This window comes from Streptomyces sp. NPDC049687 (genome assembly GCF_044465285.1).
Taxonomy (GTDB): domain Bacteria; phylum Actinomycetota; class Actinomycetes; order Streptomycetales; family Streptomycetaceae; genus Streptomyces.
The window spans coordinates 131,993-152,233 of the sequence record NZ_JBITLN010000016.1 but is presented as its reverse complement, the minus strand read 5'-3'; the positions used below and the strand labels follow the sequence as shown (position 1 = coordinate 152,233).

Sequence of the window (20,241 nt, the reverse complement as noted above, 5' to 3'; positions counted from 1 at the left end):
GCGCCGGGCGCCGCGCATCAGCGGGCCCGCCAGACCGGGGCGCGCTTCTCGGCGAAGGCGCGCGGGCCCTCCTTGGCGTCCTCCGACGCCATCAGCACCTTGATCTCGGCCTCGTTGAGCCGCCACGCGGCCTCCTCGGAGGCGACCTTTCCGTCGACGATCCCGAGCGCGATGCGCTTGCTCGCCTGCACCGACAGCGGTGCGTTGACGGTGATCCGCTCGGCGAGGGCCAGCGCCTCGTCGAGCACCTTGTCCTGCGGGACGACACGGTTGACCAGCCCGAGCCCCTGCGCGGTGGCGGCGTCCACCGCGTCGCCGGTGAGCAGCAGCTCCATGGCGATCTTCGTGGGGAGCTGCGCGGCGAGCCGGAAGGCGCCGCCGGCGCCGGCGATGATGCCGCGCTTGACCTCGGGGAGGCCGAAGTGCGCGGTGTCGGCGGCCACCACCAGATCGCTGGAGAGTGCGATCTCGGTGCCGCCGCCGAGCGCGAAACCGTTCACGGCGGCGATGGTGGGCTTGCTGATGTAGTGGGAGACGTAACCCGCGAAGCCCCAGTGCTCCTTGCCCTCCGGGAAGAACGCCTCGCCGCGCGCCACCGCCTTGAGGTCGGCTCCGGCGCAGAACGCCTTGTCACCGGCGCCGGTCACCACCACGACCCACACGTCCGGGTCCTGCTCGGCCTCCTCCAGCGCTTCGCCGACCCGGAGGGTGACCTCCAGGTTCACCGCGTTGCGGGCCTCGGGGCGGTTGAGCGTCACGATCATGACGTGGTCCTGGCGCTCCACCAGTACGGGCGGTGCGACGGTGTCGTTGCTCACGCGGACTCTCCCTCTTCCAGCACACCGGCGGCTGCCAGCGTGTCGATCTCGTGTTCGGTGAGGCCCAGCCACTCCCGGCACAGCTCCCTGGTGTGTTCGCCCTGGTGGGGAGCGGGGCGCAGCGGCGGGTCGGCGATCCGCCGGGACAGCGCGGGCCGCGCCTCGGTGGGCAGGTCCTCGTCGATGCCCGGCTGCCGCAGTACGCCGAAGAAGCCGCGGGCCGTCAGCTGCGGGTCGCTCGTCAGCTCGGGGACCCGCCGCATCGCGCCGGCCGGAACGCCGGCCTGCTGGAGCAGTTCCATGACCTTGCGCGGCTCGTGCCCGGCGGTCCACCGCGACAGCGCCTCGTCGATCTCCTGGCGGTGTGCGAGGCGGCCCTCGGCGGTGCTCAGCCGGGGGTCCCCGGAAAGGTCGGCCCGGCCGATCACGGCGGTGAGGCGCTGCCAGTCGTCGTCGTCCCTGACCTCGACGGCGCACCATTCGTCGTCGCCCGCGCAGGGGTACAGGCCCTGGGGGGCGTCCGAGACACCCGAGTTGCCCCGGGCGGTGAGAGATCCGGGATTGAGCCCTTCGCCGAGCAGGAGGTCCGACATGGCGGTGAGGATGACCTCCGCCTGCGAGATGCTGACGGTGCCGCCGCGCCCGGTGCGGCGTACGGCGACGAGCTGGGCCAGTACGGCGGCGGCGGCGACCCGGCCGACGAGGTGGTCGGGGTAGATGGTGATGGCGTCGCTGAAGCCGTCCTCCATGCCGGGGTAGCGCCACAGCTCGGTGAGCCCGGTGGAAGCCCGTACCAGCGGCCCGTATCCCATGCGGTCGCTCCACGGGCCCCAGGAGCCGAAGGCGCTGGTGTCGGCCATGACGATCCGCGGGTTGAGCTTCGACAGCTCCCGGTGGCCGAGGCCGAGGGAGTCCATCGTGCCGGGCTTGAAGTTGGACAGGACGACGTCGGCTCCGGCGGCGAGCCGCTTGAACAGCTCGACGCCCTCCGGGGAGCGCAGGTTGATGCCGAGGCCGCGCTTGTTGCGGTGGCCCCAGGCGAAGGAGGCTGTGATGGCCTCCCCGGTGATCGACTGGCGGCCGCCGTCGGGGAAGGCCCGGTTCTCCACCTTGATGACGTCGGCGCCGTGATCGGCGAGGAGCCGTCCCAGCTCGGCCCCGGCCACGATGACGCCCAGGTCGAGGACCCGCAGCCCGTTGAGCGGGTGCCGTCGGGCGGCGGGCTCCTGCTCGGTGACGCCCTTCTGCCGGGGGGTGGCCCCCTCCTCGGGGGCGGGCGGCGTGGTGGCGTACGCCGGACGGGCCGGCTCCGCGAAGACCTCCGCGTTGTGCTCGCCGAGCAGCGGGGCCCGGTGCCGGAAACCCGCCCGAGTGCCGTCGAGTTCGAGGAAGCCGGTCGGTACCCGGGCATCGAGGCCGGGTGCCACTTCGACGTCGGCCAGCGCGCCCCGTTCCAGGTAGTGCCCGGCCTCCAGCGCCTCGCCGGGAGTGAGGACGGAGGCGATCGGTACGCCCAGCCGCTGCCCCTCCCGTACGAGCTCATCGCGTGGCTTGTCCCGGAACAGCTCCCCGATGAGCCGGTGGATCCGGTCGGCGGCCTGGAACCGCGCACCCAGCGACTCGTACTTCGTATCCGCGAACTCCTCCGGCTCGCCGAGCCAGGCCCGCATGCCGCGCCACTGCCGGGGGCTGAGGACGCAGATCCGGACATGGCCGTCGGCGCACGGGAAGATCGGATACATGTGCCGCGCGTCGGGGCGGCCCCTGGGGAGGTCGCTGGCCCGGCGGCCGCCGGTGGCCGAGCCGCCGATGCCGAAGCCGGGGTCGAAGACCTGGGCCACGGCCTCGTGGAGCGAGAAGTCGATATGGTCGCCGTGCCCGGTGTCCAGCCGGTTGAGGTACGCGAGTACGGCGTACCAGCCCGCCTGGAGGGCCGCGGACTCCGTGGCCAGGGAGCCGGGGGGCAGCAGCGGCGGCTGTCCGGGGAGGCCGGAGCGCGACAGGACGCCGCCGAGCGCCCAGTGGACGCGCTCGGTCGCGGAGTAGTCGCGGTACGGGCCGGTGTGGCCGAAGTCGGTGATGGAGACGGTCACCAGCTGGGGGTTGCGAGCGGCCACCGCCGCGAAGTCGAGCCCCGGTCCGCGCGTGGCGCCGGGGGCGCCCGACTCGATCCAGATGTCGGCGCTGTCCAGCAGCGTCAGCAGTCGTGCACGGTCGGTGGCCAGGCGCGGATCGAGCGTGACGCCGCGTTTGTTCGCGTTGTGCGTCGCGAAGTACAGGCTGATGTCGCCCATCAGCGGGGGCAGGCGCCGGGCGGCGGCGCCCTCGGGTGGCTCGACGAGGATCACGTCGGCTCCGAGGTCGGCAAGGAATCGGCCGGCGGTCTCCCCACGGCCGTCGGTCGTGTCGACCACTCGAACCCCGGACAGAGGTCCCTGTCCGGTGTCACGGTGAGCTGCCATCGGTCACCACGTTCCTTCCGTGCGCTGCGGCCCCGTCCGGGGCCGCGGAGGCGTCCGGGCATGCCGGATGACCCGGGGAACCCGTCAGGGGATGGAAAAGAGCGGCAGGTGCGGGGGACGCGGACCCGGTCGTCCGCCGGTCCGGCGGCTCGGGTCATTCCGCGTTACGTGCTGTTAACGGCGCCGGCGTCATGGTGGCACTCCACCCGCGCCCCTGCCCATGGCCGATTTCCGCATGTGTACGTGCTCGTAACCGCAAGGTGCTTCCGGCCCGTGCACGACCGTAGCCATGGCGGGATCCCGGTGATCTACTGGGCAATGTGGACATCCAGCAACTGCGCTGTTTCGTGGCAGTCGCCGACGAGCTGCACTTCGGACGTGCCGCGGAACGTCTGCACGTCACCCCGTCACCGTTGAGCCGGCGCATCAGGGAACTGGAACACGAGCTCGGATCGGATCTGTTCATCCGTGAGTACCACCGCGTCCGGCTGACGGTTTTCGGCCTCGACTTCCTCGAGCCGGCCCGCGAGGTACTGAAGCGGTTCGACGCCCTGAAGCACCTCTCCCGGGATCCCGAGGCCTACCGGCGCCGCCGCTGCAGGCTCGGGGTGGCTCCGCTGGCGGCTCCGCTGGTCGTGGACGCGGTCCTGGACGCCTTCCACAAGGCGGCACCGGATGTCGAGCTGCCGCTCACGCCCGCTCCCTCCGCGGAACTGCTGGCCGAACTGGCCGACGACGGCCTCGACCTCGCGGTCGTCCACCTTCCGATCGGCGTACCGGATCTGAACAGCCTGACCGTCGGCCGCGGCCCGTACGCGGTGGCCATGCGAGCCGATGACGAGTTCGCCGGGCGCGATTCACTGTCCCTCTCGGAGTTGCGGCACCGGGAATTCCTGATGGCATCGCCGAAGGTGCATCCCTTCTTCATGGGTGGAATTCGAGCGGCCCTGCTCGCCGCCGGCGTCACCCGGATCATCGACCTCCCGCACACCGATGTCATACAGGTGGCCACGCAGGTGTCACGGACCGGAGCCCTCAACCTCACGCCGGGCGGCCCCAACCATCCGGCGGCCAGGGTCTTCGGCTCCCCGGACTACCGGCTGGTGCCACTGGGCGCACCGGGGATCACGGTGTCCATAGGGGTGGCCTGGCGCCCGGGCAGCGAGGACCAGGTGCCCGGCCTGGACGAAGTGCTCACCGCCCTGCGCGACGAGTACGGCGCGGACCCGATCTCTCTGTGACGATTCCGCTCGACCACCGGCAGCACGAGGTCTTCGCGGACTCACCACAGCGGGTCCGCCCCGGTTGCCGCAGCTTCGCACCACGGTTCCACGCTGTAGAAGCCACGGCCGGCCGGCGGCAGCATCCCCGGCCGCGGGGATGCCAGGACCGCTCGGGCCGGAGCCCGCTCTCCAGTGCGCAGTGCTCCGGTCAGGTTCCGGAACCCTTGCGGACCGCGGCCGGCGTGAGCTTGTTCGGCTCGGCGGGCCCTTCGCCGCCGCGGCGCGTTCGTTCGCGCCCGACGGGTGGTTCTCACTGTCCGACGACTTCACGGACGGCGTCGACCGCCGGGATCCCCGTCTTGGCGATCTCGAGCAGGCGCACGTCGGCCACAGGAAACGGAGACGACCGCCTGACAAGGTCAATGGCGGTTGCTAGCCGGCGGTCAACGGCGCCGAGAGCGCGTGGATCATGCACCTCAACGACGACCAGGTGGCGATCCAGGGCAACCTGCGGGGTCCACGGGGCATTCCGCTCCGACAGCTGATCGTTTGGGGCGACGGCCGGGCCGGCAGGGGCACCACGAGCCCCACCGGGCGGCCGTCGCCGTCGGGCGGCCGGGGTTCCGTCAGAAGCCAGGCGGCGACCTCGTTCCACTCGGCCGGGCGCGCGGACACCCCCGGCGTCGACGGCGAGGTCGGCCTCCACCGGCTCGCCCGCGAGGAACGCGCCTCTGACCGCCTGCCACCGCGGGCGACCGAGTGACGCCAAGCCCCTCCGCGTAATCCACGCGCCCGCCCTCAATAGGACCGGATTCGGCCATCATTTCTCCGCCGCACATTCTGCCGGTCGCCATTCTCCGAGTGCTCGCAGACCGTCGTGGAGACGGATGTCGGAGTTCCTGCTGGTGACGGCGAGACACCAGCGCATAGGATATCGGGTGGTGCTCGCGATGGCGGTCGGTGAGGTCGGAGGTGGGGGGGACGGTGCCGTGATTGAGCTGCACGAAAGCGCAAACCGGGGCGGTCCTGCCCGAAGACCGGAACACCTGTTTCCCTTTTCTGGTCTGTGGCGCTTACAACTCCTCCGCATTGTCCTCGAACGATCAGCACGAAGCGGTCCACGCGACAGCAGTGGGCCCTTTTTCATTGCGTTCGTGACGGGCGTCCGACGCACGGGCCGCTCAATGGGCGGGCAGCGAGAAGCGGGTCCTTCGTTTTCACGACACGAGAAGTGTGGAGTGTGATGCCATGAACCGAGTCGACAGAGAATCGCGCCGGCCGGCCTTACCGCTTGCGGGGCCGCTGGCGCGCACGGGGTTATCCGTTCTCCTCCTGGCGGGCGGCGCCGTGGGAGCGACAGCCGGACCGACCGCCGCTGCGACCGATGACGGCACGCTGACGGTCCAGGTGCTGCGCGACTTCTTCGGCACCGGCGTGATCAACACGACCATGGACGTGCCACAGCGGGGCATGAAGGTGGAGATCTCCGATCCCGCCGGGCACGATGTCACCGGCGTCACGGATGCCACGGGAAAGGTCGTGGTGTCGGGGTCGACGGTGCTGGCCGGCGGCCGGTACCGCGTCGACGTCAGCGTCCCGGCGCCGTACAGCGACTATCTGCGGGCGGCGCCCGCGTCGACGGCGGAGAACCACTTCGACAGCTTCACGTCGTTCGTGGACGTGTCGGGCGGAAAGAACGCCTCGGTGGTGACGGGGGTGTGGGATCCGGCCGACTACGCGCTGCCGGACTCGCGGTACTTCGTCCCGATCCACAACGGCGCCAACGGGACCGACAACCGGGCGTTGGTGGCGTTCGGGACCAAGATCCGGGGCACGTGTCCCACCGACGTGGCCTGCCCGACCACGCTGGCCACCCAGGACCAGGTGGGTACGACGTTCGGGTTGGCGTACGACAAGGACCGGACCCGGCTGTTCCAGAGCGCGTTCGCCCGCCGGTACGCCCCGTACGGGCCGCAGGGCGGCAACGCGATCTACACGGTGCCGGTCAACGGCTCGGGTGCGCCGGAGTTGTTCGCGCGGGTGCCGGACGCCGCGGTGACGCGGCACGACACCGCCGCCATGATCAAGGATGCCGGGTTCACCGACGCGCCGGGCAAGGAGAGCATCGGTGGCCTGGCCCTGTCGGAGGACGGCTCCACGCTGTACGCGGTGAACCTGCGGACCCGCAGTCTGGTGACCTTCGACGCGACAGGGGCCACCGCCTCGGCGCCCGCGTCGACGGTCCCGATCCCCGACCCGGGGTGCGCGAGCCCCGACGACTGGCGGCCGTTCGGACTCCAGGTCCACAACAACACGCTGTACGTCGGCGGCGTGTGCAGCGCGGAGAGCACGCAGCGGCGCGCGGACCTGAAAGCCGTCGTCTCCACCTACGACGGCAGTCGGTTCACCACGGTGCTGAGCCATCCGCTCACGGACGAACGCGGCACCGTCTTCGGTTCCGGCGACCGGGCCACCCACTGGAACCCGTGGAACACCGGCCTGGACACGTGGGACGACCGCAAGGCGGGCAACGTCTTCATCGATCCGCAGCCGGAGCTGTCCTCCCTCGCCTTCGCCCGTGACGGCTCGATGATCCTGGGTTTCCGCGACCGGTTCATGGACGTGCTCAGTTGGGGAGGGCTGGACCCCCGCCCGGGGAACGACACGGCGGAAAACGGCATGTCCGGCGGTGACATCACCATGGTCTGCGCCACTCCCACCGGTGAATACCAGTGGGAAGGCACCGGGAGCTGCCCCAACCACGCCACCCCCGCCAACAACGGCGGCCAGCCCGACGATGTCGTCGAGTACTTCCCGGGCGACTTCTACGCCAGGGCGCACCAGGAGACCGCGCTGGGATCGGTGGCCTACATCGCGCAGCAGCAGTGGGTCGTCAGCACGGAGTTCGACCCGGTCGTCAACGTCGCGACGTCAGGGACGGGGTACCACGACATCACGACGGGTCAGGGCCCGGGCAACAACCCGACCGCCAACGGCTTCCAGTTCGTCAGCCGGGAGCAGGGCGGGTTCGGCAAGGCGGGCGGGCTCGGTGACATCGCCTACGCGGCGGCGAACGCGCCGATCCAGATCGGCAACGTCGTGTGGTTCGACGGCGACCACAACGGGATCCAGGACCCGGGGCACGTGCTGCTGCCGGGGGCGACGATCAACCTGCTGGACGCGGACGGCAAACAGGTCGCCACGACCAGGACCAATGCCGCCGGCGAGTACTACTTCGGTGGTGTCGGCGCCGCGTACGAGCTCACTCCGGGCGCGAAGTACACGGTGCAGTTCGACGTGTGCACCGCGGACACCGGCCAGGTGCCCGAGCAGCCCCCGGCGAGCGAGCTGAGGTTCACCCTCCCGCGGGCCGGTGCCGATCGTGCGCACGACTCCAATGTGACCCCGCCGACCACCGGACCGTTGTGCAACGGCTACGCGCCCGTCACGGCGCCGGACAAGCCGGGCGGGGTCGATCACACGATCGACGCCGGGGTGTACATCCCGAAGGAAACGCCGACCCCGACGCCGACTCCCACACCGACACCGACACCGACTCCGACGCCGCCCGCGGCCTCCACGCCGCCGCCGTCCGTGCCGTCTGCCAACCACCCGGCCCCGGCCGGAGGAGGCGGGGGTTCGCTGGCGAACACCGGCACGCCCGGACTGGCGGAGATGATCGGCGTCGTCGGCCTGCTGGTGGGTGCGGGCCTGGTCATCGTGTTCGTGACCCGGAACCGTCGCGCCCGGCAGCACTGAACGAACCGCACAACGGTGGTCTGCCCGTCCGCGATCCGGACGGCGCGGACGGGCAGGCCACGTCCCGGCCGGTCCACGAGGACCGGCCCCGGCGTGTCTGCCATCGGACTGCCGAGTGCCGCCGCGAGCCCGCGGCGGCCGGAGGGTGTGGTGATCGAAAGGATGAATCGGAGAGTGTCAGCGTCGAACCGCGTGCGGAACGTGAGAATCCGGAAAGCTCCACCGGTCCGCCCGGCCGACCGGCGCGGACGGCCGCGGTCGCGCCGGGTCGCGGCCGCCGTCGGCATCGCGGCCGTCGCGGTGGCCGCGGTGGCCGCGTTCCTGGTCGCCGGGGGCGGCTCCGGCGACGGCGGCCCCCGCCCGCTGACGACGGATGAGGCGGGCCGGCTGGCGATCACGCGATTCCGTAACTACCAGGCGCAGGGCCGCGCGATGACGATCACCGTGCCGGGCACCGTCGGCGGGCTGACCGTCACCGGGTCCGTCGACTACCGGCGCAAGGTCGGCTACGGCGTGGTGCACGGCACCGGACGCGACACGTCCAGCGACGGGCTGATCCGGTGGACGCCCACCTCGGTGCACGTCCACCCGATGACGGACGCGCCGTCGCACGCACCCGCGTCGCCGCCCCGTTCGGGCTGGTACGACCGTCCGCTGCTGTCGGCCGGCAGCGCGCTGGACACCTCCCTGTCCATCGCGCTCGGTCTCGGCGGCGACCGGCCGGACAACGCCGAGCTGCTTCCGCAGAACGGCGCCGCCTGGTGGGGGCGGGAGCAGGTGGACGGGCGCCGGGTGGACGTCATGAGCGGGCCGTCGTCCCCCGACCGCTCCGGCACGGCGGGCAACGTGCGCTACTGGATCGGCTCCGACGGCACCATGTACCGGGTCCGCGTCAGCGTGGGTTCGCAGCCGGAGCCGGTGGTCATCGATTTCGACACCCACAAGTACGTTCCGGTCGAGCCGGTACCCGGAACCACCCCGTCCCGGTAGCCCTGTTCAGGACGTCTGCACCCGCGCGTTCGCGGCGAGCAGGGACGCCGGTGGCAGCCGGATGCCCTCCGTCTTCGGCAGGGCCGGGACGGGCGGGACGACGGTGGCGCCCGCGGTGGTGGCGTCGGGGAACTGCGGCTGCGGCGCAGGTGTCGCGACCTCGGTGAACGGGATGCCACCGGGTGCCGTCGGCGCCGCCCACGTGCCGGCCGGCGAGGACGACCCGGCCGGAAGCGGGCAGGCCGCGGTCGTCGCGAGCCGGGCGGGCACGGTGGCGCGCAGATCGTTGCCCAGCAGGCAGTTGCCCCGTCCCCGCGTGGCGGTGGGGAACGTCCAGCCGACGTCGACGCCGTTGCCGGTGAACGTGTTGTCCACGATCTGGTTGCCGACCGGGGGTATGTCGGCGGTCGCGGTGATCACCACCCCGGCGTTGCGGTTTCCGGCGATGCGGTTGCGGACGAACCGGTTGTCGCTGCCTCCGTCGATGCCGGCGCCGATGCCCCACCCGCCGTCGGCCTGCTCCGGGGTGGCCGTCTGCTGGTTGGCGGCGATCAGGTTGCCCGCGATGACGGAGCCCTTCTGCGGGAGCAGTTTCTCCTGGTGGTCGGAGTTGGTGGTGAGTCCGACCCGGTTGCCTACCAGGCGGTTGCCGACCACGTACATGTCCTCGCTGGCGTTGGTGCCCTCGTAACCGACCGCGTTGAGTTCGGCGACGTTGTCCCGCACCACGACGTTGCACGGCTTGCACTGGCCGACATAGATCCCCGAGTCGGCGCCGCCCGACGCGTACGAGTGCTCGATGACACCGTTCTGCGCGGAGAACGCGTAGATGCCGTACAGACCGTTGCGGGTCGCGGTCACGTGGGAGACCAGGAACGACTTGAGGAAGGTGACGGGCTCGTCGCCGGTGTCGTAGCCGCCGCTTCCCCCCGGCAGACCGGCTGCCGCCTTCGCCGATCCGGTGACCAGCACCCCGTTCTGCGTGTTGTTCCGCACGGTCAGGTTCTCCACGGCCACCCCGGGCGCCACGACGACGACACCGTTCGGCTGCTGCAACCGCCCGTCGATGACGACCTTGTCCCGGGACGCGCCGCGAAGAGTGACACGAGCCGTGTCGATCCGCACCGACTCGTGGTACACGCCCGCGGCGACCAGCACCAGGTCACCGGGCCGAGCCAACGACACCGCGGCCGAGATCGTCGGGGCATCGCCAGGTACCCGGATCGTCACATGCGCACCGGCCGGACGCCGGCCGCTGCCGGCTCCGCCGTCACCGTCGCCGCCGCCGCAGCCGACCACAAGTGTCAGTGTGCCGACTACCGCCGCCCACAGACGAAGAGCTGATCGAGGCATGATCCCAGTCTGTCATGACGCCCAATTCCCCGCCAGAATCGCGAAGTTGGCCGGTACGCACGATGCGGGTGTGGCACTCTGCACACCATGCCCCGAGCCGATCACCACCCGTCGCGTCGCAGGTTCCTCGATGTCACCGGTGCCATGGTGACCGCCGGTCTGGCCGCCGGGTGCACATCGGACTCCGCTCAGCCCGGCCGGCACGCCCCGTCCGCGGCGCCCACGCCGACGCCGGTCCCGGTGACGGGCCCCCATCAGGCAGGCGTCACGCTTCCCCAGCCGGCCCAGGGCAACCTGCTGGCCGTGGTGGCCGATCTCGGTGCCACCGTGGATCCCGGTCCGTTGCTGGCCGAACTCGGCCAGGCCATCCGCACACTCGTCGCGGGGACCGACCCGCGGTTGCTGGGCCTGCCGCCGGGCGATCTCACCGTGACCGTCGGCGTGGGCCCCCGGCTGGTGCGCGCGGCCGGTGCCTCGCTGCCCGGCGCGGCCGACCTCCCGCGATTCTCCCGCGAGCGGATCGCCCCGCGGGCACGCGGCGGTGACCTGCTGATCCAGATCTGCGCCGAGGACGCGGTGCTCTTACCGGTCGTCGCCGCCGCGCTCCTGGACCAGGCAGGTGACCGTATCCGCGAACGCTGGCGGCAGTCCGGACGCCGCGGTACGAACGTGTCCCTCGGCAACGGCCGCACCGCTCCACGAAACCCGCTCGGTTTCATCGACGGCATCGTGGGCCCGCACACGACCGCCGAACAACAACGCGACCTGTGGCTGGCCGGGCCCCCCGCGGTCGCCGGCGGCACCATCGCCGTGCTGCGGCGCATGGAACTCGACCTGCCGCGGTTCGCCGCCCTGTCCGTGGCCGAGCAGGAAGCGGTCTTCGGACGGCGCCGGGCCAGTGGCGTCCCCCTCTCGGGCGGCACCGCCGCCTCGGGCCCGGAACTCGGCGCCAAGACACCGGACGGGCGCTATCTCGTTCCCGCGGACGCCCACGTGCGCAGAGCGCACTCCACCGTGGTCGGGGTCGGACTCATGCTCCGCCGCTCCTACACCACCGACGAGCCCGCCCCCGGCCTGCTCTTCATCAGCTTCCAGAACGACCTGCGGACCTTCACCGCCACTCTCACCCGCATGGACGCCTCCGACGCACTGCTGCGATTCACCACCACGACCGCCGGCGCGACATTCCTGATCCTCCCCGGCTTCGACCGACGACGCCCGCTCGGCTCCCAGCTGTTCGGCTGATCACCTTCATGCTGCGGCGTCAACCGTCCGCGGTACCACGGAAGTCGCAGGAGCCACTACCGCGGAAGTCGCAGGAGCCGCGCGGTTACCGCGCGCGGTGGAGCGGGAGTTCAACCCGGTGCGTGACGCGGCGGCCGCGCCGCCGCCCTACCGTCATGGCACAGCGGCACCGCCCGACCAGCGGAGCCACACAGGCTACGGGCGGCGCGGGCCCAATTCCTCGGGAGGAACCGCGCACCGCAGTTCGTCATCGAGAAGGGAGCGAACTGAGTATGGAAGGCACTGCGAAGCGCCGCAGACGCATACCGGTCACGTTCACGCTACTGCTCGCCGGAGCGGCCACCCTTGTGCTGACCGCATCACCAGCCCTGGCGAGCGGGACCTACAGCGGGCGAGCCTACGTTTACGGCGCCAACGGCTTTCAGGACGACTGGGGCGACGAAGGGATCCTGTCGACCGGCACGAACACGTACTCCAATGCCACCTGCCTGTGGCAGGAAATACTGTGGGCCGACGGTTTTCTTGATGTCTCGGACATCGATGGCGCCTTCGGTCCGGACACCAAGGCCGCGACCAAGGCCTGGCAAACCCAAAAGGGGCTGTCGGATCGCGACGGCGTGGCCGGCAAGGAGACCTTCGGAAAGGCTGACGACGGCCTCCGGTATTGGAACGAAAGCTCCGGTGACCTCTGGGTGTATTACCTCGGCATCTATCGGCAACCCACCTTCATTCGCAAGGCGGACGGCACGTACGGCTTCTACATGTACGACGGCAGCACCGACGGCTACCGGCTCGCCGGCTACGACTACCGCACCTGCAGCTGACGCCGCGCCGTCCAGAGAGGAGGGATCTTGAAGATCAGGGCTCGGGCCTCAAGGCCGAAGAGGCTGGCAGTACTCGCCGTATCCAGCACCGCTGCCCTCATCGGCCTCACGGCCGCTCCGGCCGAGGCTCACACCTACAACCTGAACACAACCGGCGCGGTGGGCGCAGTTGACTACTCTGCCAACGGTACGTGGGACATCTACGCCCGCGACCCTCTCACCGACGGCCACTGCGCTCGCTTTCAGGTGAAGGACTGGGACGACACCAGTTGGCGCTGGTACGAGGACATGGTCTGCACGTCCACGGAACAGTGGGTGAGTATCGTCCAATCGGGCTGGTCCGTCCGCATATGCCGGACCGGAATCGGAAACTGTTCCGCGGCCCTCAAGCTGTGAGTCGCACGGATCCGGCGCAAAAACCGAGGCCTTCTGCCAGGGCCGCACCGCGACTGGATCGAGCGGATCGCGCCGGCCGTCGCCCAGGTGCTCGGCCACGCGGAGTGACAGGCGGCTGGGGAGGCGTCCGGGCGGCGACTGTCGCCTCGTAGGGTGGCCCCATGACGGAACTGCCCGCCCGTCGTCTGTTGCTGGTGCACGCGCATCCGGACGACGAGTCGATCAACAACGGCGCGACCATGGCGCGGTACGCGGCCGAGGGGGCCCGGGTGACCCTGGTCACCTGCACCCTCGGTGAGCGCGGCGAGGTCATCCCGCCGCACCTGAGGCATCTGACGGGTGCCGCCCTGGGTGAGTACCGGCTGCGCGAGCTCACCGACGCCATGGCCGAACTGGGCGTCGCGGACTTCCGGCTGCTCGGCGGGGTGGGCCGCTACGGCGACTCCGGGATGATGGGCCTGGCCGACAACGACGACCCCGCCTGCTTCTGGCAGGCCGACGTCGACGAGGCCGCCGCCGCGCTCGTGGAGGTCGTCCTCGAGGTACGGCCCCACGTCGTCGTCGCCTACGACGACAACGGCGGCTACGGGCACCCCGACCACATCCAGGCCCACCGGGTCGCCCTGCGGGCCGTGGAGTTCGCGGCGGGGGCCGGGTGGGCGGTTCCCAAGGTCTACTACAACCGCGTCCCCCGCACCGTCGCCGAGGGCGCCTTCTCCCGGCTCCGGGAGGAACTGCCCTCCCTGCCGTTCACGAAGTGCGCCGCCGTCACCGACGTGCCCGGCGTCGTGGACGACGAGCGGATCACCACCGAGATCGACGGCGGCGCGTACGCGTCCGCAAAGGCCGCCGCCATGCGCGCGCACGCCACCCAGATCGAGGTCGCCCCGGGCGAGCGCAGCTTCGCGCTCTCCAACGAGCTGGCGCAGCCCCTCTTCACCACCGAGTACTACGAGCTGGTGCGCGGGGAGCGGAGCGAAGGCGGCCGGGAGACCGATCTGTTCGCCGGTGTCGAGGAGGTGGCCTGATGTCCGACCGCGGCTCCATGCTCGCCCAGCCCCTTCAGGCGCCGTCCGCCGGACGGATCTCCGCTTACCTGGGGCTCCTTGTCCTCGGTGCGGTCGCCGGGCTGGCCGGGGCCCTCGTGCAGGCCGGCTGGTTCCCCGGCGGGCTGCTGCTCGCGCTCGCCGGAGCGGCCGGACTCTTCCTCGGTGGCGCGCGGGCCGTCGGCAGCCGTGCCGGCGCGGTCGCGCCCGCCGCCGGCTGGATGATCGCCGTCGTCGTGTGCACCGCGGGCCGTCCCGAGGGCGACTACCTGTTCGGCGCGGGAGCCGGGTCCTATCTCTTCCTGCTGGGTGGGATGGCTCTCGCTGTGATCTGCGCCACGCTTGGGTTCGGGCGGCAACCGGTCGGTCGTGACGTCCGACTTCGCAAGTGACGTACCACTTCGCCATGGCGTGGGCGTGCGAGTCCCGTGTGGGTTTCATCGGCGGTCGCGGGATACGCGCCAGAAGTGGCCAGTATGGTGGTGCGCGCCGCCGAGCTGCCCGTGAGGTCGTGGCGGGCGGCGGAGCCAACCTGGAGAACCTGCCTTGAGTCGTGAAACTGACACTCCGTCCTCCGGGCCCAACGGGCGCGGCGGCGCCGCGTACCCCTCGGGTACGCCGCCGTACGGAACCCCCGTGGTGTCCGACGGCGGTGCCGACGCGGGCCGTTCGGCCGCCCAGCCGGAGGAACGCAAGACCGAGACCACGCTGACGACCCGGATCCGGATCAACATCCCCGGTTCGCGGCCCATTCCGCCGGTCGTCGTGCGCAAGCCCGTCGGGGACTCCGAGGGCGGCGACACCGGCACCGACGCGCCGTCGGCGCCCTCCGCGGGCTCGAAGGGCGCCAAGGGCTCGTCCGGGTACCCGATGTCCCCGGTGTCCCCGGGGTCCGACACCGGTACCTTCGAGGCGCCCGCCGAACCCGCGCCCGCCGCCGACGAGAAGGCGAGCGACTGGTTCGCCCCGCGCAAGTCGGGGCCCGCCAAGGGCGGTCAGGGCGGCGGCTCCACCAACGGCGCGGGCATCGCGGGCGGTTCGGCCGCCGGGGCGAGTGCCTCCGGTGCGGGTCTCCCGGGTGCCTCGGGCGCGGGCGCAGGAACCGGTGCTCCGGGTGGCGCGCGTCCGGGCACGGGTGCGCCCGGTGGCGCGCGTCCCGGCGTCGGGCGTCCCGGTGGTGTGGTCGGTTCCATGAATGTACCGACCGGCTCCCGTCCGGGCGGCACCAACGGCGCGGGACTTCCCGGCGCCACCGGCGGTCCGGTGGCTCCCGGGCACGGCGGCGGCACCGGTTCCTTCGATGTGACCGAGGCGCTGGCAGCGGGCCCGCTCGGCAACTCCCGCCCCGGGCAGGGGCAGGGACAGGCGCCGGGTCAGGGCGGCGGCGGTGCCGAGGCGCGCCGCGACGAGCTGCCGTACTTCTCGGACAACGGCCGAGGCGACCAGCACGGCTTCGCCGGGACGGACGGCCAGGGCGGCGCCCCGGCCGGCCCCGCCGGCATGCACGACTTCAACGCCCCGGGCGGCCCGGGCGGCAGGCACGACTTCAACGGCCCGGACGGCCCCACCGGCCCCGGCGGCCGAGGCGGCCCGCAGGGTCCCTCGGGCCCCACCGGCGGCCCGGTCACCGGCGACGGCCCGATCGTGCCCCCCGCGGCGCACGGCGCGGCCGGTACGGCGGTCGGCGCCCCCGGTACTCCGGGTGCCCCCAACGGTTACGGCCGTCCCGGTGGCCCTGCGGGTCCCGGCGGCCCCCGAACCGGCGTTCCCGGTACCGGCCACGGCCCGGGCACCGGTCGGCTTCCCGGCGGTGGCCTGAGCGACGACACCGCGATCCTCACCCCGCAGAAGCCGGCGCCCGAGCCGGGGGCGGGCGGTTACGGCCGTCCGATCGACAACGTCTCCGGGCACACCGTCACCAGCGGCATCCCGGTCGTGCCCTCCGGCGGCCAGGGCGGCCAGGGCGGCCAGGGCGCGGCCGGCGCGCCCGGCGGCACGCAGAGCGGCGGACCGGGGACGCAGACCCCGCCCAAGGCGCCCGCCCCGGCCGCACGGAACGCGTCCGCGTCCGATGCCAAGAAGAAAAAGAAGAAGGGCCGCAGCAAGCTGGTCCTGCTCGGCGCGGTGGCGGTCCTGGCGGGCGTCGGCGTCTACGGCGCCGGGCTGCTGATGAACCACTCCGACGTGCCCAAGGGCACCACCGTGTTCGGCGTGGACATCGGCGGCGGCACCCGTGACGAGGCCGTCAAGAAGCTCGACGACGCCTTCGACAAGCGGGTCGCGCAGCCGCTGAAGCTGTCCGTCGACGGCGACACCGTCTCCCTCAAGCCGGACCAGGCGGGCCTGCAGTTCGACATCCAGGCCACGGTCGACGACGCCGCGAAGAGCGACTACAACCCGGTCTCCGTGATCGGCTCGCTGTTCGGGGAGCACCGTGAGATAGAGCCCGAGATGCCCGTCGACGAGGAGAAGCTCCAAGCCGCTCTGCAGAGCGCCGCGGGCGGCTCCGGCTCGGCCACCGACGGCACGATCACGTTCGGGTCGGGCAAGGCCGTCGCCGTCTACGGCAAGGCGGGCAAGGGCATCGACGCGGCGAAGGCCGGGGAGTCCGTCGTAGCGGCCTACCGCACCCAGGTGGAGACCGGCTCGACCGCCGCGGTGAAGGTCCCGACGACGACCAGGCAGCCGTCGATCACCGACGCCGAGGTCGACCGGATGATGAAGGAGTTCGCCGAACCGGCGATGTCCGGCCTCGTCACCGTTCAGACCGACGCGTTGCACAGCATCCGCTTCGGCCCCCTGTCCCTGCCGAAGATCCTCGGCGTCAAGGCCATCGACGGCAAGCTCGTGGAGACGTACAACCTCGAGGCGCTCAAGGCGGCGTACGGCAGCACCTTCGACGGTGTGAAGGTCGAGGGTGCGAGCGGGAAGCGTGACGTCCTGCCGCAGGACGTCGTCGCCGCGCTGCGCAAGGCCCTGCGCGGCAAGACGCCGGCGGAGCGCATCGGAGTCATCGACACCAACCCGAGCTGACCTCCCGTTGTCCGTGAAGCCGGTGAAGGCCCACCCCCTGGGGCGGGCCTTCACCGGCTTCACATGGTTACGGGCGGGTGACGCGGTGCTGATGCAGTACAGGGCCGCGTAGCCCCTGGTGCCCTGACAGTTGATCGAGATGCCGCACGCCATGACATCTGTCATGCGGCACCGAGGACGGCCGACACTGCCGCGTCCCCGGCCCGCCGGACGACGATGGCTGTCATGACGACGAAGACAGCACCGGTGGTCGGCTTCGACCAGGTGAGCAAGAGCTACGGGGACGTGCGGGCCGTGGACGGTCTGACGCTCGCACTGCACCCGGGGGAGACCGTGGCGCTGCTGGGGCCCAACGGGGCCGGCAAGTCGACCACGCTCGATCTGCTGCTCGGCCTCAAGCAGGCCGACGGCGGCACGGTCCGTGTCTTCGGCACCAGCCCGCGCGAGGCGATCGTCGCCGGGCGGGTCGGCGCCATGCTGCAGAGCGGCGGCCTGATGGACGAGGTCACGGTCGCCGAGCTGGTCGGGCTCGCCTGCTCGCTGCACCCGAAGCCCTACAAGACCTCCGAGGTGCTGTCCCGGGCGGGCATCGCGCAGATCGCCGGCCGCAAGGTCAACAAGCTCTCCGGCGGCCAGGCCCAGCGCGTCCGCTTCGCCCTCGCCACCGCCGGTGACAGCGACCTGATCGTCCTGGACGAGCCGACGACCGGCATGGACGTCACCACCCGCCAGGGGTTCTGGGCCACCATGCGCGAGCAGGCCGACCAGGGCCGCACGGTCCTGTTCGCCACCCACTACCTGGAGGAGGCCGACGCGATCGCCGACCGCGTCCTGGTCCTGCACCGGGGCCGGCTGCTGGCCGACGGCACGGCGGCCGAGATCAAGGCGAAGGCGGGGGCGCGGAGGATCTCCTTCGACCTGGCGGAGGAGCGGATCGACGAGACCGCGCTGAGGGCGCTGCCCTTCCTGACGGCCATCGACGTATCCGGCCAGACGGTCCGCATCCAGTCCTCCGACGCCGACGCCACCGTCCACGCGCTCTACGGCCTGGGCGTCTACCCCCGCAACCTCGAAGTCGCCGGGCTCGGTCTCGAGCAGGCCTTCGTCGCCATCACCGCCGCCGAGGAGGCGAAGACCAAGTGAACACGTTCGCTTCGCGAGGCCTGATCAAGCTGGAGCTCGCCCGCGCCCTGCGCAACCGGAAGTTCCTGTTCTTCTCGGTGATCTACCCCTCGGTCCTCTTCCTGCTGATCGCGGGCAGCGCCGACACCACCGAGAAGGTCGACGGCACGGGCCTGACGCTGCCGACCTACATGATGGTCTCGATGGCCTCCTTCGGAGCGCTCACGGCCGTGCTGATGGGCAACAGCGAGCGCATCGCCAAGGAGCGCGAGAGCGGCTGGGTACGGCAGCTGCGGCTGACCCCGCTACCGGGCCACGGGTACGTCCTCGCCAAGACCGCGAGCGCCGCCGTGGTCAGCCTTCCGTCCATCGTGGTCGTCTTCGCCGTCGCCGCGGCCGTGAAGGACGTACGGCTGGACGCCTGGCAGTGGCTCGCGCTCACCGGCTCGATATGGGCGGGCAGCCTCGTCTTCGCCGCCCTGGGGGTCGCGATCGGCTACCTCGCCGGCGGGGACGCGGTCCGCCCGATCACGATGATCACCTACTTCGGGCTGTCGATCCTGGGCGGCCTGTGGATGCCGACGACGACCTTCCCGCAGTGGCTGCAGGACGTGGCCAAGTGGGTGCCGACCCACGCGTACGCTGCCCTGGGACAGGCCATCGAACAGAACCAGGCCCCCCATGCCGAGGACATCGCCGTGCTGGCCGTCTTCTTCGCCCTGTTCACGGGCGGCGCGGCCTGGCTGTACCGGAAGGACACCCTGAAGGCGTGAGCGCCACGACGGACGAACCGCTGCCCCAGGAGGCCCGGCGGGAACCGCAGATCCCGCTGGGCCTGCCGGTCCGCACCCGGCGTGAGCTGTGGCGGCGCAAGCTGCTGTGGATCGGTGTCTGGCTGGTGTTCCTCAGCTCCCCGGTCCGCGACCTGCTCTCCGGCCGCCACACCACCGGGGGCACGGTGGCCGGCTTGCTGGGCCTGGCGGTGTTCGTCGCCGTCTACCTCTCGCTCCTCTTCCGGGACATGGGGGCGACCTCCTACCCCCCGAAGCTCATCGGCGGCCTCATCGCCTCGATGGCGGTGCTGGCCGTCGTCCTCTGCCTCACGCTCGGCTCCGCCTGGCTCGGCCTGTTCTGCTATGTCTCCGTCGCCTGCGGGATCACGCTCCCACTGCGGGGGGCGTTCTGGACGATCCCGGGGACGGGCGCCGTGATGCTCCTCGTCGGCCTGCGCACCGACGAGGAGGAGGCGCTGAACCTGCTTGTCCTGGTCCTGCTCATCGGCTTCGCGATGACGGGCGTCAGCCAACTGGTCCGTACGACGGTGGAGTTGCGCAAGGCCCGCGCGACGGTCGCCCAACTGGCCGCCAACGAGGAGCGTCTGCGCCTGGCCAGGGACCTGCACGACTTGCTGGGCCACTCGCTCTCCCTGATCACGCTGAAGAGCGAACTGGCCGGCCGGATGCTCCCCGACCACCCCGAGAAGGCGGCCCGGCAGGTCGCCGACATCGAACAGGTCAGCCGCCAGGCCCTGGTCGACGTCCGCGAGGCCGTCACGGGCTACCGGCGTCCCCGCCTCGCCGCCGAACTCGCGGGCACACAGGTCGCGTTGGCGGCGGCCGGCATCACCGCCGAGGTCCCCGCCGAAACCGGCCTCGACGGTGTTCCCGAGGAGAGCGAGTCCGCCCTCGCCTGGGCCCTGCGCGAGGCGATCACCAATGTCGTACGGCACAGTGGGGCCACCCGCTGCAAGGTGGCACTCGCCCGGCGCCAGACCCTCGACGGCCCGGTCGTCGAACTCTCCGTCGAGGACGACGGCTCCGGGGGCTCCGGCAAGGGCCCCGGCAACGGCCTCGCCGGACTGACCGAACGCCTGGAGAAGGCGGGCGGCACCCTGGAGGCGGGCCGCGTCAAACGCGGCTTCCACCTGGTCGCCCGCGTCCCGGCGGAACCGCCGCGGACATAGGATCCCG

At 71.6% G+C, this 20,241-nt stretch carries 16 protein-coding genes; 13 read left to right on the top strand and 3 right to left on the bottom strand.

Annotated elements, in window-relative coordinates:
• Positions 1 to 17: 17 nt before the first annotated feature.
• Positions 18 to 818, bottom strand: coding sequence for a crotonase/enoyl-CoA hydratase family protein (locus tag ACIBVL_RS36470; protein WP_399104315.1), 801 nt, complete (start codon positions 816 to 818; stop codon positions 18 to 20).
• Positions 815 to 3,280: a CaiB/BaiF CoA transferase family protein gene (locus ACIBVL_RS36465; protein ID WP_399104313.1), complete on the bottom strand. Its 2,466-nt coding sequence runs from the start codon at positions 3,278 to 3,280 to the stop codon at positions 815 to 817. The genes ACIBVL_RS36470 and ACIBVL_RS36465 overlap by 4 nt, the downstream gene beginning before the upstream one ends.
• 320 nt (positions 3,281 to 3,600) lie before the next feature.
• On the opposite strand from ACIBVL_RS36465, the gene ACIBVL_RS36460 reads away from it, so the two are divergent.
• From ACIBVL_RS36460 to ACIBVL_RS36445, 4 genes are all read left to right on the top strand, one after another.
• Positions 3,601 to 4,521 carry a LysR family transcriptional regulator gene (locus ACIBVL_RS36460; protein WP_399104311.1) on the top strand — a complete coding sequence of 307 codons (921 nt, stop codon included), beginning with the start codon at positions 3,601 to 3,603 and terminating at the stop codon, positions 4,519 to 4,521.
• A gap of 451 nt (positions 4,522 to 4,972) precedes the next feature.
• Positions 4,973 to 5,266 (top strand): hypothetical protein, encoded by a 294-nt coding sequence (locus ACIBVL_RS36455; protein WP_399104309.1) that lies wholly within the window; start codon positions 4,973 to 4,975, stop codon positions 5,264 to 5,266.
• A gap of 584 nt (positions 5,267 to 5,850) precedes the next feature.
• Entirely contained in the window at positions 5,851 to 8,262 is a 2,412-nt protein-coding gene (locus tag ACIBVL_RS36450) for an SdrD B-like domain-containing protein (protein WP_399104307.1), read from the top strand.
• Positions 8,263 to 8,571: 309 nt separating this feature from the next.
• The gene (locus ACIBVL_RS36445) at positions 8,572 to 9,252 is read left to right on the top strand and encodes a hypothetical protein (RefSeq protein WP_399104387.1); all 681 of its coding nucleotides are present in this window, start codon (positions 8,572 to 8,574) and stop codon (positions 9,250 to 9,252) included.
• Positions 9,253 to 9,258: 6 nt separating this feature from the next.
• Here the strand turns inward: ACIBVL_RS36445 and ACIBVL_RS36440 are convergent, their stop codons facing one another.
• Complete coding sequence (locus ACIBVL_RS36440; RefSeq protein ID WP_399104305.1) at positions 9,259 to 10,605, bottom strand: right-handed parallel beta-helix repeat-containing protein; 1,347 nt, start codon at positions 10,603 to 10,605, stop codon at positions 9,259 to 9,261.
• A gap of 87 nt (positions 10,606 to 10,692) precedes the next feature.
• Here ACIBVL_RS36440 and ACIBVL_RS36435 point away from each other — a divergent pair, with 87 nt between their 5' ends.
• The 9 genes from ACIBVL_RS36435 (at position 10,693) to ACIBVL_RS36395 (ending at position 20,234) form a co-directional block, all read left to right on the top strand.
• Positions 10,693 to 11,850 carry a Dyp-type peroxidase gene (locus ACIBVL_RS36435; RefSeq protein ID WP_399104303.1) on the top strand — a complete coding sequence of 386 codons (1,158 nt, stop codon included), beginning with the start codon at positions 10,693 to 10,695 and terminating at the stop codon, positions 11,848 to 11,850.
• A 272-nt stretch (positions 11,851 to 12,122) separates the two neighbouring features.
• On the top strand, positions 12,123 to 12,674 hold the full coding sequence (locus tag ACIBVL_RS36430; RefSeq protein WP_399104301.1) for a peptidoglycan-binding protein: 552 nt from the start codon (positions 12,123 to 12,125) through the stop codon (positions 12,672 to 12,674).
• A gap of 27 nt (positions 12,675 to 12,701) precedes the next feature.
• Positions 12,702 to 13,070, top strand: coding sequence for a hypothetical protein (locus ACIBVL_RS36425; RefSeq protein WP_399104299.1), 369 nt, complete (start codon positions 12,702 to 12,704; stop codon positions 13,068 to 13,070).
• A 161-nt stretch (positions 13,071 to 13,231) separates the two neighbouring features.
• A complete protein-coding gene (gene mshB / locus ACIBVL_RS36420) occupies positions 13,232 to 14,098 on the top strand; it encodes an N-acetyl-1-D-myo-inositol-2-amino-2-deoxy-alpha-D-glucopyranoside deacetylase (RefSeq protein WP_399104297.1) in 867 nt (288 codons plus the stop codon).
• A complete protein-coding gene (locus tag ACIBVL_RS36415) occupies positions 14,098 to 14,508 on the top strand; it encodes a DUF6113 family protein (protein ID WP_399104295.1) in 411 nt (136 codons plus the stop codon). Before mshB ends, ACIBVL_RS36415 begins: the two co-directional genes overlap by 1 nt.
• Positions 14,509 to 14,662: 154 nt before the next feature.
• Positions 14,663 to 17,149 carry a hypothetical protein gene (locus tag ACIBVL_RS36410; RefSeq protein WP_399104293.1) on the top strand — a complete coding sequence of 829 codons (2,487 nt, stop codon included), beginning with the start codon at positions 14,663 to 14,665 and terminating at the stop codon, positions 17,147 to 17,149.
• Positions 17,150 to 17,374: 225 nt separating this feature from the next.
• Positions 17,375 to 18,292, top strand: coding sequence for an ABC transporter ATP-binding protein (locus ACIBVL_RS36405; RefSeq protein ID WP_399104291.1), 918 nt, complete (start codon positions 17,375 to 17,377; stop codon positions 18,290 to 18,292).
• Positions 18,289 to 19,044: an ABC transporter permease gene (locus tag ACIBVL_RS36400; RefSeq protein ID WP_399104289.1), complete on the top strand. Its 756-nt coding sequence runs from the start codon at positions 18,289 to 18,291 to the stop codon at positions 19,042 to 19,044. The genes ACIBVL_RS36405 and ACIBVL_RS36400 overlap by 4 nt, the downstream gene beginning before the upstream one ends.
• Complete coding sequence (locus ACIBVL_RS36395; protein WP_399104287.1) at positions 19,041 to 20,234, top strand: sensor histidine kinase; 1,194 nt, start codon at positions 19,041 to 19,043, stop codon at positions 20,232 to 20,234. The genes ACIBVL_RS36400 and ACIBVL_RS36395 overlap by 4 nt, the downstream gene beginning before the upstream one ends.
• The last annotated feature ends 7 nt before the right edge of the window (positions 20,235 to 20,241 follow it).

What these genes read in the sequence shown, in the direction of transcription:
- ACIBVL_RS36455 (WP_399104309.1), top strand. Translation starts at nt 4,973, where the DNA reads ATGCACCTCAACGACGACCAGGTGGCGATCCAGGGCAACCTGCGGGGT.
- ACIBVL_RS36415 (WP_399104295.1), top strand. Translation starts at nt 14,098, where the DNA reads ATGTCCGACCGCGGCTCCATGCTCGCCCAGCCCCTTCAGGCGCCGTCC.
- ACIBVL_RS36440 (WP_399104305.1), bottom strand. Translation starts at nt 10,605, where the DNA reads ATGCCTCGATCAGCTCTTCGTCTGTGGGCGGCGGTAGTCGGCACACTG.
- ACIBVL_RS36405 (WP_399104291.1), top strand. Translation starts at nt 17,375, where the DNA reads ATGACGACGAAGACAGCACCGGTGGTCGGCTTCGACCAGGTGAGCAAG.
- mshB (WP_399104297.1), top strand. Translation starts at nt 13,232, where the DNA reads ATGACGGAACTGCCCGCCCGTCGTCTGTTGCTGGTGCACGCGCATCCG.
- ACIBVL_RS36430 (WP_399104301.1), top strand. Translation starts at nt 12,123, where the DNA reads ATGGAAGGCACTGCGAAGCGCCGCAGACGCATACCGGTCACGTTCACG.
- ACIBVL_RS36435 (WP_399104303.1), top strand. Translation starts at nt 10,693, where the DNA reads ATGCCCCGAGCCGATCACCACCCGTCGCGTCGCAGGTTCCTCGATGTC.
- ACIBVL_RS36465 (WP_399104313.1), bottom strand. Translation starts at nt 3,280, where the DNA reads ATGGCAGCTCACCGTGACACCGGACAGGGACCTCTGTCCGGGGTTCGA.